The sequence below is a fragment of the Hydrogenophaga sp. A37 genome (genome assembly GCF_002001205.1).
GTDB lineage: Bacteria > Pseudomonadota > Gammaproteobacteria > Burkholderiales > Burkholderiaceae_C > Hydrogenophaga.
Genome location: NZ_MUNZ01000137.1, coordinates 17437 through 33430 on the forward strand (window position 1 = coordinate 17437; position 15994 = coordinate 33430).

Below are 15994 nucleotides of genomic sequence, written 5' to 3' on the forward strand. Positions count from 1 at the left end.
CTTCAACAGCCAAGCGCGTTCATACCAGCACATCTTCGACCGGCCGCCGCAGCGAAGCGGGCATGAGCGGCCCGCGCCCAAACCGAACGATCAGGTCCGGTCGCTGTCCTGTGAGGCCCAGGGCGCTGGCGTACTGCGGGCGCAGGGCCGTCACTTCAACAGGCTGGTTCAGGAATGCATTGCGGATACCGAGTGCCGTGGCCTGCAGCGCGAAGCGCTCGTAGCAGCGCCCCACCTCAACCCAATGCGCCTTGTCGACCGTGTTCCCCACAAAGACAGCGATGCCAGCGGAACTGCGCACCTGTCGCGTGTACTTGTCGTTTTCACCTTCGGGTGTGAAGAACAGGCCAAAGGCGCGTTCGCCGATCCAGGCGGGGATGTTCGGGTTGCCCGAGGTGGCGCTGTAGAGCCCGTCGCGCGTGCGCACCGCGTCCGCGCCGTTGAAGCGGACCCAGGCCTTGAGCTCCTTGACGAACGCGGGGTCGGCCATCTGCGCGGTGTTGGCTTGCACCACGTAGGCCAGCGTCTGCTCCATGGCAGCACGGTCGGTCAGCAACAGCAGCCGCACCGCATCGGAACTGCCGGCGCGCTGCAACAGCGCCAGTTCGTCGCTGGACAGCGGCTGGCCGTCGTAGTCTCCGCGGGTGCACTGCCGCTGGGTGATCGCGCCAAACAACGGGGACGACAACGCCCGTGTGGGTTCGAGCACCACGCGCACCGCGTCACTGACCGGAAGAAACTGAGCTTGGCCATGAAACCCGTGCGCCAGCGCGGCCTGGACCAGGTTCTCGGTGGCGCAGCCCAGCGAAACAAACAGGTGGTGATCGTCCGGGTCCACCACTGGGCACCGACGCAACAGGTCGGGCAGAAGGGTGATGGACCGGCCGTTGCCACTGTCTGGGTTGCTGAGTGCGAACTTCCAGCACTGGGTGTTGTGGCTGGAGGGGGCCAGCGTGGCGTACCGAACCAGCTCGTGCCCGAGTGCCGCGCCACCCAGACCACCCAAAGGGGCTTCGCGCCGGGTGTTCGCCGCCACCGATTCGTAGCTACCAGCCTGGGCCGCATCGGAACAGCCCGACAACACAGCAGGTGCAGCAAGCATCCAGGATGCCGAAGCGTTGAACCGTCTGCGTGTGATCATGATTGCCGTTCCGTTTGCCGTGGGCCAGGGACCCGCGTCGAACATCGTTGTCGGGCAAGGCATGTGAGGGTAGGAAGTCAAGGGGGCCAGGGTCTGTGCGCTGGCAAACACAAGGCCACGACCACAAGAACAGATGCCTCTCCCAGGGCACTGTCCTGCAAGGGGTCGCGCTGAACGGCCCCCCGAAACCGGGATACACTGCGCCCTGCTCCGGGGTGCACAGGCCGCAAGGTCCAGCGCTGAGATGGTTGAACAACCGAACCCGTGAACTTGATCTGGCTAGTACCAGCGAAAGAAGAGCGCAGCCCCCAGGGCCTGCATCCCCGACCCGTTCCTCGTGCGACGGGTCCGTCCACATCACCAGTGGACCCGGGTGCATGTTTTGACGGGCGGTCTCCGGAGCATCCACAGCCCCACACAGGAGACCGCCATGAATGCCCCCGACAAGATTCCCTTCGCCGACCAGTTCGCGCTCAGCCGCGAGCCCTTCCCCGCTTCGCGCAAGGTCTATGTGCCCGGCTCGCAAGCCAGCATCCAGGTGCCCATGCGCGAGATCGCGCTGAGCAACGGCGAACTCATCACGGTGTACGACACCTCCGGCCCCTACAGCGACCCGACCGCCGCCATCGACGTGCGCACCGGTCTGGCCGATGTGCGCGGCGCCTGGATCGCGGCGCGCGGTGACACCGAAAGCTACAACGGCCGCCAGCGCGCCGCGCTGGACGACGGCATCAAGAACGAGGCAGCGCAGAACGGCACCACCATCGAGCGCATCGAGGCCCTGCGCGCCGAGGCCGCCGGCCTGCAGCGCACGCCGCGCCGTGCCAAGAGCGGCATGAACGTTTCGCAGATGCACTACGCGCGCAAAGGCATCGTCACACCCGAGATGGAGTACGTGGCCCTGCGCGAAAACGGCAAGCGCGAGTGGATGCGCGAGTACCTGGGCGACCCGGCGCGTGAAGCGCGCCTGCGCGGCAACCCCATGGGCGCACGCATACCTGACGTGTTCACGCCCGAGTTCGTTCGCGACGAGGTGGCGCGTGGCCGCGCCATCATCCCGGCCAACATCAACCACCCTGAGGTCGAACCCATGGCCATCGGGCGCAACTTTGGCGTGAAGATCAACGCCAACATCGGCAACTCGGCCGTCACTTCCAGCATCGAAGAAGAAGTGGACAAGCTGGTGTGGGCGATCCGCTGGGGTGCCGACAACGTGATGGACCTGTCCACCGGCAAGAACATCCACACCACGCGCGACTGGATCGTGCGCAACAGCCCGGTGCCCATTGGCACGGTGCCGATCTACCAGGCGCTGGAGAAGGTGGGCGGGGTGGCCGAAGACCTCACCTGGGCCATCTACCGCGACACCCTGATCGAGCAGGCCGAACAGGGTGTGGACTACTTCACCATCCACGCCGGCGTGCGCCTCGCCTACATCCACCTCACCGCGCAGCGCCGCACCGGCATCGTGTCTCGCGGTGGTTCGATCCTGGCCAAGTGGTGCATCACGCACCACAAGGAAAACTTCCTCTACACGCACTTCGACGAGATCTGCGAGATCATGAAGGCCTACGACGTGAGCTTCTCGCTCGGCGACGGCCTGCGCCCCGGCAGCGGTGCGGACGCGAACGACGAAGCCCAGTTCGCCGAATTGAAGACGCTGGGCGAGCTCACGCAAGTGGCCTGGAAGCACGACGTGCAGACCATGATCGAAGGCCCCGGCCACGTGCCCATGCACCTGATCCAGGCCAACATGGACGAGCAGTTGAAGCACTGCCACGAAGCGCCGTTCTACACCCTCGGCCCGCTGACCATCGACATCGCGCCCGGCTACGACCACATCGCCTCCGCCGTGGGCGCGGCCATGATCGGCTGGATGGGCACCTCCATGCTCTGCTACGTGACGCCCAAGGAACACCTGGGCCTGCCCGACCGCGACGACGTGAAGCAGGGGATCATTGCCTACAAGATCGCCGCGCACGCGGCCGACATCGCCAAGGGCCACCCCGGTGCCCGCGCACGCGACGACGCCATGAGCAAGGCGCGCTTCGAATTCCGCTGGCGCGACCAGTTCGCGCTCGGCCTGGACCCGCAGACCGCCGAGGACTACCACGACGAAACCCTGCCCAAGGACTCGTCGAAAGAGGCGCACTTCTGCTCCATGTGCGGGCCGAAGTTCTGCTCGATGAAGATCACCCAGGACGTGCGCGACTACGCTGCCGCCAAGGGCGTGAGCGACGAACAGGCCTTGAACGACGGCATGGCGCAGAAGAGCGCGGAGTTCAAGGCCGTGGGCGGCGAGTTCTACGTGCCGGTCGAATCGATCAGCAAGAAGGGCTGAACCGTGAAGCGCATCGGCATCGCCGGCGCGGGCGTGCTCGGGCGGCTGCTGGCTTGGCAGCTCTCGCGGGCCGGGCACGCGGTCACGGTGTTCGACCCGGCGGCGGGGCCGGAGGCACCGGCCACCGGCTCGTTGACGGGGAACTCGGCGCACGCCGCCGGCTTCACCGCCGCCGGCATGCTCAGCCCCATCGCGGAGCTGGACAACGCCGGCCCTGAGATCGCCCGCCTGGGCTGGCGCTCGCTGGCCCTGTGGCGCGGCATTGCCGACGAGCTGCGTGCTGAGGGCTGCAGCGCGCCGCTGTTCGAACAACGCGGCAGCCTGATGCTGGCGCACGGCGCCGACCTGGGTGCTGCACGGCGCGTGCTGGCCCGGCTGGAGACCGCGCCGTCCCTGGCCGCCGAGCTGCCCGCGCCGCAACCGCTGCACCGCGCGGCGCTGGCCGCGCTGGAGCCCGCGCTGGCGCCAGGCCTGCACGCCTGGCTGCTGCCCGGCGAGGCCCAGGTGATGAGCTGCGACATGCTCCATGCGCTGGCCGTGCACGCGCCGAACGTGCACTGGTGCTGGGGCGAACGGGTGGAGCGCGTGGAGTCCGGCGTCTTGCATGTGGCGGGTGAGGGACCGGTGCGTTTCGACCTCGCCGTGGACGTGCGCGGTGTGAACTCGGTTCACCCCCGCGCCACCTGCGGCGTCACCCCCTCAAGGGGGCGCCAGCAGCGGCCCGGCGAAGCCGGTTCCGCGCTGGCAGTCGGCGGAGAAATGGCCGTGCGTGGTGTTCGCGGCGAAGTCATCTGGCTGCACGCGCCTGGCGTGACACTGCAGCGCCCGGTGCGCCTGCTGCACCCGCGCCACCGCGTCTACATCGTGCCGCGCCCGGGCGATCTGTTCGTGGTCGGCGCGAGCGAGGTGGAAAGCGAAGACCGCTCGCCGGTGAGCCTGCGCAGCGCGGTGGAGCTGATGGCCGCGGCGCAGAGCGTGATCCCCGAGCTGGCCGAGGCGCGCATCGTGCACATGGAAGCCAACCTGCGCCCCGCCCTGCCCGACAACGAACCCCACACCCACGTTGAACCCGGTCTGCTGCGCATCAACGGTCTGTTTCGACATGGCTGGCTGTTGGCCCCGGCGCTGGTGGTGGACGCGGTGGCGCGGTTGGAAAGCGAAGACCCTCACCCCAACCCTCTCCCGCCAGCGGGAGAGGGAGCCTCGACCCCTCGCAGCACTCACGCAGGAGCGAGGCCTTCACTCCCTCGCCCCTCTGGGGAGAGGGCTGGGGTGAGGGGCAGGCCTGAGCCAACGCCTGAAGCACAACAGACCCACTGACCCCGGTTCACCCCACAGGACGACCCATGCCTGAAACCCTTTCGCGTACCGAAGCCCAACTGCGCTTCAACGAACTCACCCTGCCCTGCCCCGAAGGCCTGACGCTGGCCGCGCTGCTGGATGCGCAAGGCGTGCAAGCCAGCCAGGTGGCCACGGCGGTGAATGGCGAGTTCGTTCCGTGCGCGTTGCGCGCCTCCACCGTTTTGAAACCCGACGACACGGTGCTGACCTTCCAGGCCATCGTGGGCGGTTGACCACCATGAACACAACAAGCAAAACCTGGTCGCCCTACGGCGTCGAACTCACCAGCCGCTTTCTGCTCGGCACAGCCGGCTATCCGTCGCCTCAAGTGCTGGCTCACAGCATCGCCGCCAGCGGCACGCAGATCGTCACCGTGGGCCTCAAGCGCACGCTGGCTGCAGGCGGCGACAACGGGTTCATCGAGATCATCCGCACGGCCATGCGCGAGCGCGGCGCGCAGCTGCTGCCCAACACCGCCGGCTGCCGCACCGCGCGCGAGGCGATCACGCTCGCGCACATGGCGCGCGAGCTCTACGGCACGCACTGGATCAAGCTTGAGGTGGTGGGTGACGAACACACCCTGCAGCCCGACCCCTGGGGCACGGTGGAAGCCGCAGCGCAGCTCAGCAAAGACGGGTTCGCGGTGTTCCCCTACTGCACCGACGATCTGGTGACCTGCCAGCGCCTGCTCAACGCCGGCTGCGAAGTGCTCATGCCCTGGGGCGCGCCCATCGGCTCGGGCCAGGGACTCATCAACCCGTTCGCGCTGCGCACGCTGCGCGCCCGGCTGCCCGGTGTGCCGCTGGTGGTGGACGCCGGCATCGGCGCCCCCTCGCACGCAGCACAGGCGATGGAACTGGGCTTCGACGCCGTGCTGCTGAACTCCGCCGTGAGCCAGGCGGTGGACCCGGTGCGCATGGCGCGCGGCTTCGCGCTCGCCATCGAAGCCGGTCGCATCGCCTACGAAGCCGGCGTGATGGCGCCGCAGGACATGGCGGTGGCGAGCACGCCGGTGTCCGGTCATCCTTTTTTGATCGGTTGACCATGACCCCCATCATCTGGAGCATCGCCGGCACCGACAGCGGTGGCGGCGCCGGCCTCTCCGCCGATCAGCGCGCGGCCGACGCCTTCGGCGTGCACCTGTGCCCAGTGGTGGCTGCCGTCACCGCGCAGAGCACCGTGGCTGTGAACCACGTGCAGGCCATGGCAACCGAGCTGCTCGACGCGCAACTCGCGGCGCTGGCCAACGACATGCCGCCCCGCGTGATCAAGACCGGGCTGCTGGGCAGCGCGGCCAACGCGCGGCTGGTGGCCAACTGGGTGGACCGATTGCGGCGGCGCGCACCGCTCAAGCTGGTGATCGACCCGGTGCTGCGCGCCAGCACCGGCGCGGGTTTCGCCGACGAGGCGCTGCTGCAGGTGTACCGCGACGAGCTGCTGCCGCGCGCCAGCGTGGTCACACCGAACCAGCGCGAAGCGGTGGTCTTGCTCGGTGCCCGGGGCAGCAGCACCGTGCCCGCGCTCGCCACCACCTTGCAGGAACTCGGCGCCCAGACCGTGGTGGTCACGGGCGGCGACACGGCCACGCCCCAGCTCTCGCTCGACTGGCTGCAGACCCCGCACGCACGGGGCTGGCTGAGCCTGCCGCGGGTCGAGGGCTCAAACAACCACGGCACCGGCTGCACCTTTGCCACGGCGCTGGCCGCCGCGCTCGCGCGAGGCTTCGTGGCAGCCGACGCCGCCGTGCTCGCCAAGATGGCCACCACCCACGCGCTGCGCCAAGCCCGCGCCGTGGGCCAGGGCGCCGGGCCGGTCATCGCGATGCCGGGTTTTGGCACCGATCCGAGCCTGCTGCCCCACCTGAGCCTGTGCGAACAGCCGCCCATCGCCTGGCCTGCGCCACACCGGGGCACAGCCCCTGGTGTCTACGCCATCGTGGACAGCGCCGAGCGCGTGGAGGCCGTGCTGCGCGCCCGGCCCACCGTGCCCACCATCCAGCTGCGCATGAAACGCCCACCCCACCTGGACGACACAGCCTGGGCCACGCAACTCACGCAGGCCATCCAGCGCAGCCAGCGTGCGGCCGATGCCGCGGGCGCCACGCTGGTGGTCAACGACCACTGGCAACTCGCGCTGCAGGCCGGCGCGCGCGCGCTGCACCTGGGCCAGGAAGACCTGCTGGCCCTCACGCCACAGGACCACGAACAACTTCAGGCCGCCCGGCAGCGCGGTGTGACGCTCGGCCTGAGCTCTCACAGCCTGTGGGAACTGTGCCGCGCAGCAGGCATGGCGCCCGACCTGATCGCCTGCGGCCCGGTGTGGCCCACCACCACCAAGGACATGCCCTGGCGACCGCAGGGCCTGGACAACCTGGCCTGGTGGGCCCACATGGCGCCCGCGCCGGTGGTAGGCATCGGCGGTGTCCTCGAACCCGCTCAACTGCAGGCGGTGGCCGCGGCAGGTGCAGCGGGTGGCTGCGTGGTGCGTGGGCTGGGCGCGGAGCCGTCGAACACACTGCCCGCCTGGCTCGGCGCCTGGCACCAGGGCGTCGCGAGCCGCCAGCCCGGGGTCGTGCCCCCGCTGCCACACCCGATGCTGCCCACAAGTTAAGCTACCGCTCCTTCCGGCCCGATGAAATTTTGGTGCCCTGCCACGCCGATTCAAAGAAGCAAAACATGTCATCCAACGGCCTATCGTTTCATCACCCGTTTGCCTTCTGGCTGGGTTGCGCTGCCATCGTCGCGGGTGTGTTGTCGCACATCCCGATGTTTGTCTGTGCCGCAGACATGGGGTACCACATGGCCGGCATGCCGATGGACACATCCATGCTGGTCGGCATGGGACTGATTCCCCTCGGACTGCTGTTCGCCGCCTACGGCCTGATGCCGCGGCTCGATCAGATGCGGCACAACCTGCATGGCAGCGCACCGCTTCACTTTCACATTGCCGATGGTGTCGCACTGAACCGCGAGCACTGGAAGCTGGTCATCGTGCTGATCATCGCGCTGACCGTTGATGTGATGAAGCCGGCCACACTCGGTTTCGTCATGCCGGGCATGACCCTCGAATACGGCATCAGCAAGCAGCTTGCAGGTTATCTGCCGCTGGTGGCCCTGACCGGCACCACGGTGGGGTCGATCATGTGGGGCTACCTGGCCGATACATTCGGTCGGCGCGCGGCGATTCTCTTGTCCGCGCTGATGTTCATCGGCACCGCCATCTGTGGGGCGATGCCGTCGTTCGAATGGAATCTGGTGATGTGCTTTTTGATGGGCGCATCTGCCGGCGGTCTGCTACCGATCACGTTCACCTTGATGGCCGAGATGATTCCGGCCACCCATCGCGGCTGGCTGCTGGTGGCACTGGGCGGCATCGGCACATCGGCCGGCTACCTGGTGGCGGCCGGTGCTGCCAGCGTGCTTGAGCCCCTTTTCAGCTGGCGTGCGCTCTGGCTGCTGGGGCTGCCGACAGGCGCTTTGATCATCGTTCTGGACCGCTTCATTCCCGAGTCGCCGCGGTTTCTGGCCAATGCCGGGCTGACCGACCAGGCGCGCGCGGTGCTGGCCAGGTTTTCTGGCGTCATTGATCAGACATCAAGTAACGAACCACCGTCTGCGGCGGCAAAAGCACCGCGCGAGACCACAGGCATGCGGCAACTGTTGCGCGGCGGCCATGCCGGCATCAGCTATGGCCTGATCGTCGGCGGTGTTGCATGGGGACTGGTCAATTTCGGCTTCCTGCTTTGGCTGCCGACCAATTTGCGCGAAATGGGCATGGACGCGAGCACAGCAAGTGCATTGCTGGCACGCTCCGCGTTTCTCGCTTTGCCTGGCATTGCGCTGGTGATCCTGCTGTATCACCGCTGGAGCAGCATCAAGACGCTGGTCCTGTTCATCGCCTTGACGACGGTCACGCTGCTGGCGTTTGTGGTGATGAGCCTGACCGGCACGCAATCGGCGACCGCGATGGTGATCGCCACCGCGCTGTTGCTGGTCAGCGCCAGTGGCGTGATCGCCATCTTGATTCCCTACGCCGCAGAGATCTATCCGGTGCATCTGCGCGCCACCGGCTCCGGCATGATCGCCGCCAGCTCCAAACTGGGCGGCATTCTCGGCGCGGCCTTCGGTGTGCTCGGGGTGTTCAGCAACATGGCGGTGTCGGCTGCGCTGATTGCGGTACCGCTGACGATCTCGGCCGTCATGTTGCTCAGGAGCGGCATCGACACGCGCGGGCGCCGTCTGGAAGACATTCAGGACGCGGTCTCGCGCAAGAGCGCGTCGGCTTGATCATGGATAAATTCTTGCTGCAGCAGCAGGTGCTGGAACGGCTCGCCGAAGACCTGCTGCAAGTCGAACAGGCAGTGCGGGCAGCCCACGAAGCGGCGACCCACGAAGAAAACATCGCCGAGAACAAATACGACACATTGGGTCTCGAAGCCGCCTACCTCGCCACCGGCCAAGCCCGTCGCGCTAAAGCCATCCGCCAAGCGATGGCCAACTGGCGCCAATTCCGCCCGCGCCCCTATGACGCCAGCAAAGGCATACAGCTCGGCGCGCTGGTCTGCCTGGTCGATGCCGACGACAAACAGCAACAGCTCTTTCTCGGCCCGGATGGGGGCAGCATGACGTTGGTCAGCGGCGCTCAGCTCGTTCAGGTCATCAGCAGCGAGGCGCCGTTGGGCAGGGCCATGCTGGGTAAATGCGAGGGTGATGAGGTGTCGATACAGGTCGCTCCCATCCAACAGCAGTTTGAGGTGCTGCGGATTCAATAAGCCGCATGCGAGTTCACAGCAAAATGCGCCGTATTCGGAGGCGTGCTACCCAAGTGCCAAAGATTGGCATCTGACAATCTTTAACTGACATTTTTTGGCCTCCAACACAACATTTCGCACAGTCAGGGCGAGACTGACGGCGGACTGTTGGCACACAATTTGCTGCCCTACAACACCAAAAGATCAATGCATTTTTCTGCATTGCTTTAGACGTAGGGGCATTCCCTTTCTTGGCTGAGCCTTGCCTCTGGTTTGGCCCTTTCTGCACGACTCAAAAAAATGAAATTTCACCGTGGACTCATATTGGCGGCTTCGTGCTGCTTTGCATTGTTGTTAAGCGCCTGTGGCGGTGGGCGAGAGAGATCGGACCCAGCACAGTCGCCTCTTTCGAGCCCAGATACCACCAATGAACTGCAGAAAGAAGGTGGGCGTCTGAATGCATTGGAGTTGGCGCAGATTGCCAAAACCGGTGTGCTGCCCGATCCATTTGATGGCCCGCTGCTCAGCGGTGCTGCGTCATCCAAAGCAAAGAGCCAGACCAAGGCGGCCACACACACAGTTGCCTACCGCTTCTACAACACCCGCACCGGCGCTCATTTCTTCACCACCAGCGTGGCCGAACGCGACAACGTCATCAACACGCTGTCGTCCATCATGAACTACGAAGGCCCAGCCTTCTATGCCAGCTCCACGTCTGGCGCTGGCCTAAGCCCCGTCCATCGCTTCTACAACACACAGACTGGTGTGCATTTCTACACCATCAGCGAAACCGAGCGCGCCCATGTGACCGCCACGCTGCCTCAGTTCACCTATGAGGGCATTGCCTACTACGCAAGCACTCAGGCGGGTGTCGGTTTTACACCGCTGTACCGGTTCTTCCTGCCCTCAAAGGGCTTTCACTTCTATTCCAACAGTTTGACCGAGCGCGACAACGTCATCGCCAACTTGCCACAGTACAGCTATGAAGGCATCGGCTACTACGTACTTCAAGCTCCGTCGATCACTACAGCCCTCGGCATGCCCAGCCGGCTTCTCGGCGGCCTCGGCGCCGGCAATGCGATCTCAGACATGATTAGCCAGCAGATCCATCCGGACATCATCGACACTTACCTCGTGGGCGTCGGTCCAGGCTCATGGCCTTACTGGAACAGTCCGAACGGTGCCTATGTGACCTATGTTTCGGCCAACGACAAGGCGATCGGGGCCGTGCCGATGTTCACGCTGTTTCAGATGGCCCAACCTGGCGAAGCCGACATGATCGAGGTCAACGACGTGGCGTTCATGACGGCCTACTGGGCGCAAGCCAAGCTGATGTACCAGAAGATAGGCGCGACCGGCCAGCCCACCCTGGTCAATCTCGAGCCAGACTTCTGGGGCTTCCTGCAGGGCAAGTCAGGCGGCGATCCGACAAAGGTGCCGGCGCGCGTCAGCATGGTCGCGGAGTGCGCCAGCCAGCCGGATACGGCCGTAGGCATTGCGGGGTGCCTGCTGACCCTCGGCCGCATGTATGCGCCCAAGGCGAAGCTGGGCTTCCCGCCGTCCTTCTGGGGAGGCACTGCCACCAGCGTGGGCAATTTCATGGCGAAGGTCGGCGCGGACAAGGCCGATTTCATCGTGGCGCAGACGAGCGACCGCGATGCCGGCTGCTTCGAAATGCCAACGCCGGTGCAGGAGTGTGAGGACCGTGGCAGCGGGCCCTTCTACTGGGACGAGACCAATACCACGTCACCCAACTTCAACGAGAGCCTCGCGCAGTGGAGCACCGTGCGCAGCATCCTCGGCAATCTGCCCATCCTGTTCTGGCAAACGCCGATGGGGGTGCCCTCGACCACCCCCGGTGGCACGGAGGGCCACTACCGGGACAACCGGGTGCATTACATGCTCACGAATCCGACCCAGTACACAGCGATCGGTACGTTCGCCATCGTGTTCAGTGCAGGCGGTAGCACCTCGGCAACCATCACGACCGACGGTGGTCAGTTCGCGAACCTGTTCAATGCCTACTTGGCCAACCCAGCTCCGTTTCCCCACTGAGGACGCTGCCCCAGCGCTCGACGGGTTGAGGGGCAACGGCGTCCCGTTTTTGCGCCAGCGACACCTGACCACGTGCGACTTCTGTCCACCTGGAACCGGCCGTTGACACGCTGCAGAGCACCGTTCAGACGATGAGCTGTATCGACAAGCTCGCGCGCGCTACTCAGGCCAAGTCGTGCGCGCGATGAAGCGCGGCGGACTACACCGCCTCGCGAACCGCTGCTTCGATCGCCGCGATGTTGATCTTCCTCTGCTTCATCATCGCGGCCATCGCCGCGGCAGACACCTTCTTGTCGGCACTGGTCGTCAATTCCGTCAGCCGCCGAGGGAAGATTTGCCAAGACACCCTGTAGCGATCCTTCAGCCAGCCGCAGACACTCTCCTCGCCGCCATCCGCTGTCAGCGCCGCCCAAAGCCGATCGGTCTCGGCCTGATCGTCCGTCGCGACCGATATCGACACCGCCTCGGTCAGCGTGAACGCCGGCCCGGCATCGAGAATCTGGTACGGCACCCCGCCGAGGGAGAAATCGATCACCGAAAAAATGCCGTGCCCGGCATCGCCAGTAAAGGTGTTCTCGACCCGGCTTCCCGGGATCAGCGAACAATAGAAATCAGCGGCCTCGTGGCCCCGCCCGTCGCGGAACCAGAGGCAGGTACGGATGGAATGGCTCATGGTGTTGCTCCTTGTTCAAGTGGATGGATGGGTCTTCGAGTCTCGGGTGGAAGGTCCGCGTCACGCCCCTGAAGAGATGGCTCCTTGCCATCGTCATGCCTCAGCCGCCACTGCCATAGGGCCGGGTGATGATCTCGAGGTAGTGGCCGTCTGGATCGTTCCAGTAGACGCCGCGGCCGCCGTCGTGGTGGTTGATGCTGCCGGGTTGCTGGTGCGCAGGGTCGGCCCAGTACGGCAGCGCTCGGGTCTGGATGCGTTCGAAGATCTGGTCAAACTCCGGCTCGCTCACCAGAAAGGCGTAGTGCTCGATGGTCAGATGCTCGTCGGCCTGGATGTAGGCCAGGGTGACGCGGTTGTCGAGCTCGACGTCCCAGAACGGACCGAACCGGACCGGGGCCGAACGGCCCAGCATCTCGCTGAGAAAGGTGGCCGACGCCAGCGGGTCGCGGGCGTGAACGATCGTGTGGTTGAGGTCAATTGACATCACAGGGCTCCTTGCCAGGGTTCGCTGCCATCCCGAGCCTTCATCGTGTCCGAACCCATCGGCTGACGTCTGCGCTACCGGCTGTTGTCACTGGTTTCGGCGAGGTCTTTGATCTTCTCCAGTTCGCGGCTGTCGACACAGGACTGGCGCCATTCCCGGCATTTGGCATGCCCTGGTCAAACACAGGCGGGTGCACCCGGGTACTCCATTTCGAGCACCACCCACTCGCGCCGTGAGGCGCCGAAACGCTGCTCAATCTCGCACAGGCTGCGGTCGAGCTGTTGCAGCGGCTTCAGGTCCGGTGCCAGGGGCAGGCTCGACGTGTCCGGCGCCGCAGCGTTCACGGCAATCGGCATGCCGCTGCGCAGCCGGACGGTGCCGGGAGACGCCGATTCGGCCCGCACGCTCACACGCCCGGTTCGCGACCAGGCGTCCGCGGCCAGCGCCAGCGTGATGTCGTCCATGCCCTCTGGCACATCCACGCCCCAATCCTCGTGCGACCAGAAGGCCGCCTTGTTGAGCAGGTAGTTCGCCCCCCTTCGCACGGTGAGCGCAAAGGGCGTGCTGTCGTGTTCCGGTGTCCACGAGTTCGCGCCCAGTTCGGCGGCGAGCGCGGCGGCCTTGTCGCGCCCACCCATCGCCTCCACCAGGGCCAGGGCGACCGGGACCGACGCCGTGATGCCGGTCGTGGTCGCCACGCCCCGATCGACCAGGTAGCGCTGGTGCGGCACATGGACCGAGCCAGGGTGGCGCTCCAGCACGTCGCTGCGCGAGGACCAGTGGCCGGCAAAGCGGCGGCCGTCCAGCAGGCCGGCGGCGCCCACCACCAGCGTGCCGTTGCACACACCGACAATGCGCGCGCCGCGCCCGGCCTGGCGCTGCAACCAGGCGATGACGGTGGGGTCTGCATCCTCGCTCAGGGCGGGCACCACCACGTAGTCAGCGCCCGTCGGATGCGCGCGGTCGAATCCTTCAAAGTCCTGCGCAACGTTCACCTGCAGCGCGGGGAACAGCTCGACCCGTCCGCGCCGCGGTGCCACCGCTGTCACCTCGGACACGTCGGCGCGCTGCAGCACCGCGTGCGTCAACAAAAAATCGGTGGTTTCGGTGCCTTCGTTGAGCGCCACAATGGCCACCACGGGCCGCCCGGCGTGGCGCGGCGCCATGGCCTGCACGAACGCCAGCGTCTGCTGTTCGCGCAGGGCCAGGTCCGCCGGTGCCGGTGCCAGATGCGTGTCCGCACTGCAACCCACCAAGGCTGCAAGCATCAAAATCATTGTTCCAACTGACCTGAACATAGCCACTCCGCTTTTCGGAACCATGCTGTGACCTTACAAAGTCTCATGCCAACGGGCAATGACGAAAAGCCCGCACTTCCTGCCATCGACGTGGTGCTGGTGGCGTTTGATGGCGCGGAGGCGATCGACATCGCCGTGCCGGCCAGCGTGTTCAGCAAGGCCGAACAGCTGCGGCCGGGCACGTACCGGCTGCACACCGCGTCGGCCTCCGGCGGCACTGTGCTGACCAACGCCCGCCTGAGCCTGACCGGCTTCTGCCGGTTCGACGAGCTGCCGACCCACATCGACACGGTCATCGTGGTGGGCGGCGAAGAAGCGGGGGTGCGCGCCGCGATCATCAAACACCGGGTGAGCGCCTGGCTCGCAAGGGTTGCCCCGGGCGTGCGGCGCATGGCCAGCGTGTGCACCGGCGCCTTCGCGCTCGCGGCGGCCGGCCTGCTCAACGGCCGCATGGCCACGACGCACTGGCGCGCCTGCGACCAGCTGCAGGCGATGTGGCCACAGGTGTGCGTGGAGCGCGGACGGGTCTACGTGCACGATGGCCCGGTGTGGACCTCGGCGGGCGTCACCACCGCCATCGAATTGGCGCTTGCCCTGGTGGAGGAAGATCTGGGCCGCGACGTGGTGATGGAGATCGCGCGCACGCTGGCCTTGCCGCTGCTGCGCGCCGGAGATCAGCCGCAACTGAGCGGCACCTTGCAGGTGCAGGCGGCGGCCCGGCACCGGCTGCGCGACCTCATGGCGTGGATCGGCCTGCATCCGGGTGAGGTGCTGTCGGTGAGCGCGCTGGCTGAGCGCGTGCACATGAGCGAACGGCAGTTCGCCCGCGCGTTTGCGGCCGAGACCGGCACCACGCCCGCACGGTTTGTGGAGGGCGCGCGCCTGGCGGCAGCGGCGCGCCTGTTGCGCGAGACGCAATGGACGCAGGACAAGATCGCGAGCCACAGCGGTTTCCGCTCGGTCGATGCGTTCCAGCGCGCGTTCCGGCGCCAGCATGGCGTCACGCCAAGGGCTTTCCGCGAGGGCTGAGGCAGTCGCCCCGGTTCAGGGTGCCGCCCGCAATCACAGTGCATCGAGCCAAAAACCCGGATCGCAGTCACCCGCGTCTGCGAGCCAGTGCCAGCAGTCGGCACGGCGGGAAAGATGAAGACGGCCCGACCAGCGGGGCAAGCTCGATAGCCGGTTTGCTCGACTGCTTGAGGCTGGTTGCTGTCGCTGGACTTCAGCGGCAGTCGTTCACGAGCGTGCGTCTTCGTCGGACACATGCCATGACGGGCGTGATTCGAGGTGAATGTGGCGGTGCTTTCTTGGGATGAAGGGCGAGTCAAGTGTGCCCAAAGAGAAGGCTATCCAAGAGGACCATGCGCCTTGGCTGTCGTGCCATGTCAACGTTGAACCGCAGGTCGCACAAAACGTGCGCCTCACACTTTGCGAGGAGGCGTAGCTGCGCAAGGACTCGGTGCCGGCAGTGAAAAGAAAGCTGTCTTTGGGAACGCTTCCGTAAGTGCCGAAAGCAGCGCCATGCGCTTTCTGGCACATGCGGCAATGACAGTGTGAAACCGCCTTGATTTCGGATCGGACCTCGTATTTGACTGCTCCGCACAAGCAACTGCCCAAGAAAATTTTTGGCGCGATGTTCAGACTCATGGACTTGTTCGAAAAGATTGCTTATGGCCGGTTCTGTGAGTTCACAGCGCACCCCATCAGCGGTCTCCTGGACTCGACAGCATCACCGACCAACGACTTCTTCCAGCGCCGTCCGCGAATTGGAGGATCCGGCCATCAGCGGGCATTAGCCCCGATGGGCCAGGCTTGATGCTATCGCCGGTCATGACGGCGAGCCCGTTCCTCCAAGCGCGACTGCTCGTGCGCCAACAGACGGCTGACTTCCCGCAATCTGTGAATCTGCTG

At 65.9% G+C, this 15994-nt stretch carries 14 protein-coding genes and 1 riboswitch; of the genes, 9 read left to right on the plus strand and 5 right to left on the minus strand.

The genetic code is table 11. The features are described from left to right. Positions 1-19: 19 nt before the first annotated feature. Complete coding sequence (locus B0E41_RS18975; RefSeq protein ID WP_143433907.1) at positions 20-1141, minus strand: Tat pathway signal protein; 1122 nt, start codon at positions 1139-1141, stop codon at positions 20-22. Positions 1142-1342: 201 nt separating this feature from the next. Next, positions 1343-1455: riboswitch (TPP riboswitch) on the plus strand. A 116-nt stretch (positions 1456-1571) separates the two neighbouring features. On the opposite strand from B0E41_RS18975, the gene thiC reads away from it, so the two are divergent. The 8 genes from thiC (at position 1572) to B0E41_RS19015 (ending at position 11628) form a co-directional block, all read left to right on the plus strand. Continuing rightward, positions 1572-3482 carry a phosphomethylpyrimidine synthase ThiC gene (gene thiC / locus B0E41_RS18980; RefSeq protein WP_077333247.1) on the plus strand — a complete coding sequence of 637 codons (1911 nt, stop codon included), beginning with the start codon at positions 1572-1574 and terminating at the stop codon, positions 3480-3482. Between the two features lie 3 nt (positions 3483-3485). Continuing rightward, positions 3486-4802, plus strand: coding sequence for an FAD-dependent oxidoreductase (locus B0E41_RS18985; RefSeq protein ID WP_077333249.1), 1317 nt, complete (start codon positions 3486-3488; stop codon positions 4800-4802). A 26-nt stretch (positions 4803-4828) separates the two neighbouring features. Next, complete coding sequence (gene thiS, locus B0E41_RS18990) at positions 4829-5056, plus strand: sulfur carrier protein ThiS (protein ID WP_077333251.1); 228 nt, start codon at positions 4829-4831, stop codon at positions 5054-5056. A 5-nt stretch (positions 5057-5061) separates the two neighbouring features. Continuing rightward, a complete protein-coding gene (locus B0E41_RS18995; RefSeq protein WP_077333253.1) occupies positions 5062-5865 on the plus strand; it encodes a thiazole synthase in 804 nt (267 codons plus the stop codon). A gap of 2 nt (positions 5866-5867) precedes the next feature. Beyond that, positions 5868-7433 (plus strand): bifunctional hydroxymethylpyrimidine kinase/phosphomethylpyrimidine kinase, encoded by a 1566-nt coding sequence (thiD, locus tag B0E41_RS19000; RefSeq protein WP_077333255.1) that lies wholly within the window; start codon positions 5868-5870, stop codon positions 7431-7433. Positions 7434-7648: 215 nt separating this feature from the next. Then, entirely contained in the window at positions 7649-9109 is a 1461-nt protein-coding gene (locus B0E41_RS19005) for an MFS transporter (protein ID WP_253195013.1), read from the plus strand. 2 nt (positions 9110-9111) lie between these two features. Then, positions 9112-9594, plus strand: a complete 483-nt coding sequence (locus B0E41_RS19010; RefSeq protein WP_077333257.1) for a GreA/GreB family elongation factor — start codon at positions 9112-9114, stop codon at positions 9592-9594. Between the two features lie 279 nt (positions 9595-9873). Continuing rightward, positions 9874-11628 carry a hypothetical protein gene (locus B0E41_RS19015; RefSeq protein ID WP_143433908.1) on the plus strand — a complete coding sequence of 585 codons (1755 nt, stop codon included), beginning with the start codon at positions 9874-9876 and terminating at the stop codon, positions 11626-11628. Between the two features lie 199 nt (positions 11629-11827). On the opposite strand, the gene B0E41_RS19020 is transcribed toward B0E41_RS19015, so the two are convergent. The 3 genes from B0E41_RS19020 to B0E41_RS19030 form a co-directional block, all read right to left on the minus strand. Further along, positions 11828-12301, minus strand: coding sequence for a VOC family protein (locus B0E41_RS19020; protein ID WP_077333261.1), 474 nt, complete (start codon positions 12299-12301; stop codon positions 11828-11830). Positions 12302-12401: 100 nt separating this feature from the next. Then, entirely contained in the window at positions 12402-12785 is a 384-nt protein-coding gene (locus B0E41_RS19025; RefSeq protein ID WP_077333263.1) for a VOC family protein, read from the minus strand. Between the two features lie 176 nt (positions 12786-12961). Beyond that, positions 12962-14053, minus strand: a complete 1092-nt coding sequence (locus B0E41_RS19030; RefSeq protein ID WP_253195015.1) for a DJ-1/PfpI family protein — start codon at positions 14051-14053, stop codon at positions 12962-12964. Positions 14054-14128: 75 nt separating this feature from the next. Between B0E41_RS19030 and B0E41_RS19035 the strand changes: the two genes are divergently transcribed. Beyond that, complete coding sequence (locus B0E41_RS19035; protein ID WP_077333267.1) at positions 14129-15112, plus strand: helix-turn-helix domain-containing protein; 984 nt, start codon at positions 14129-14131, stop codon at positions 15110-15112. A 207-nt stretch (positions 15113-15319) separates the two neighbouring features. Here B0E41_RS19035 and B0E41_RS19040 read toward each other — a convergent pair whose 3' ends face one another. Then, entirely contained in the window at positions 15320-15730 is a 411-nt protein-coding gene (locus B0E41_RS19040) for a GFA family protein (protein WP_077333269.1), read from the minus strand. Between the last annotated feature and the right edge of the window lie 264 nt (positions 15731-15994).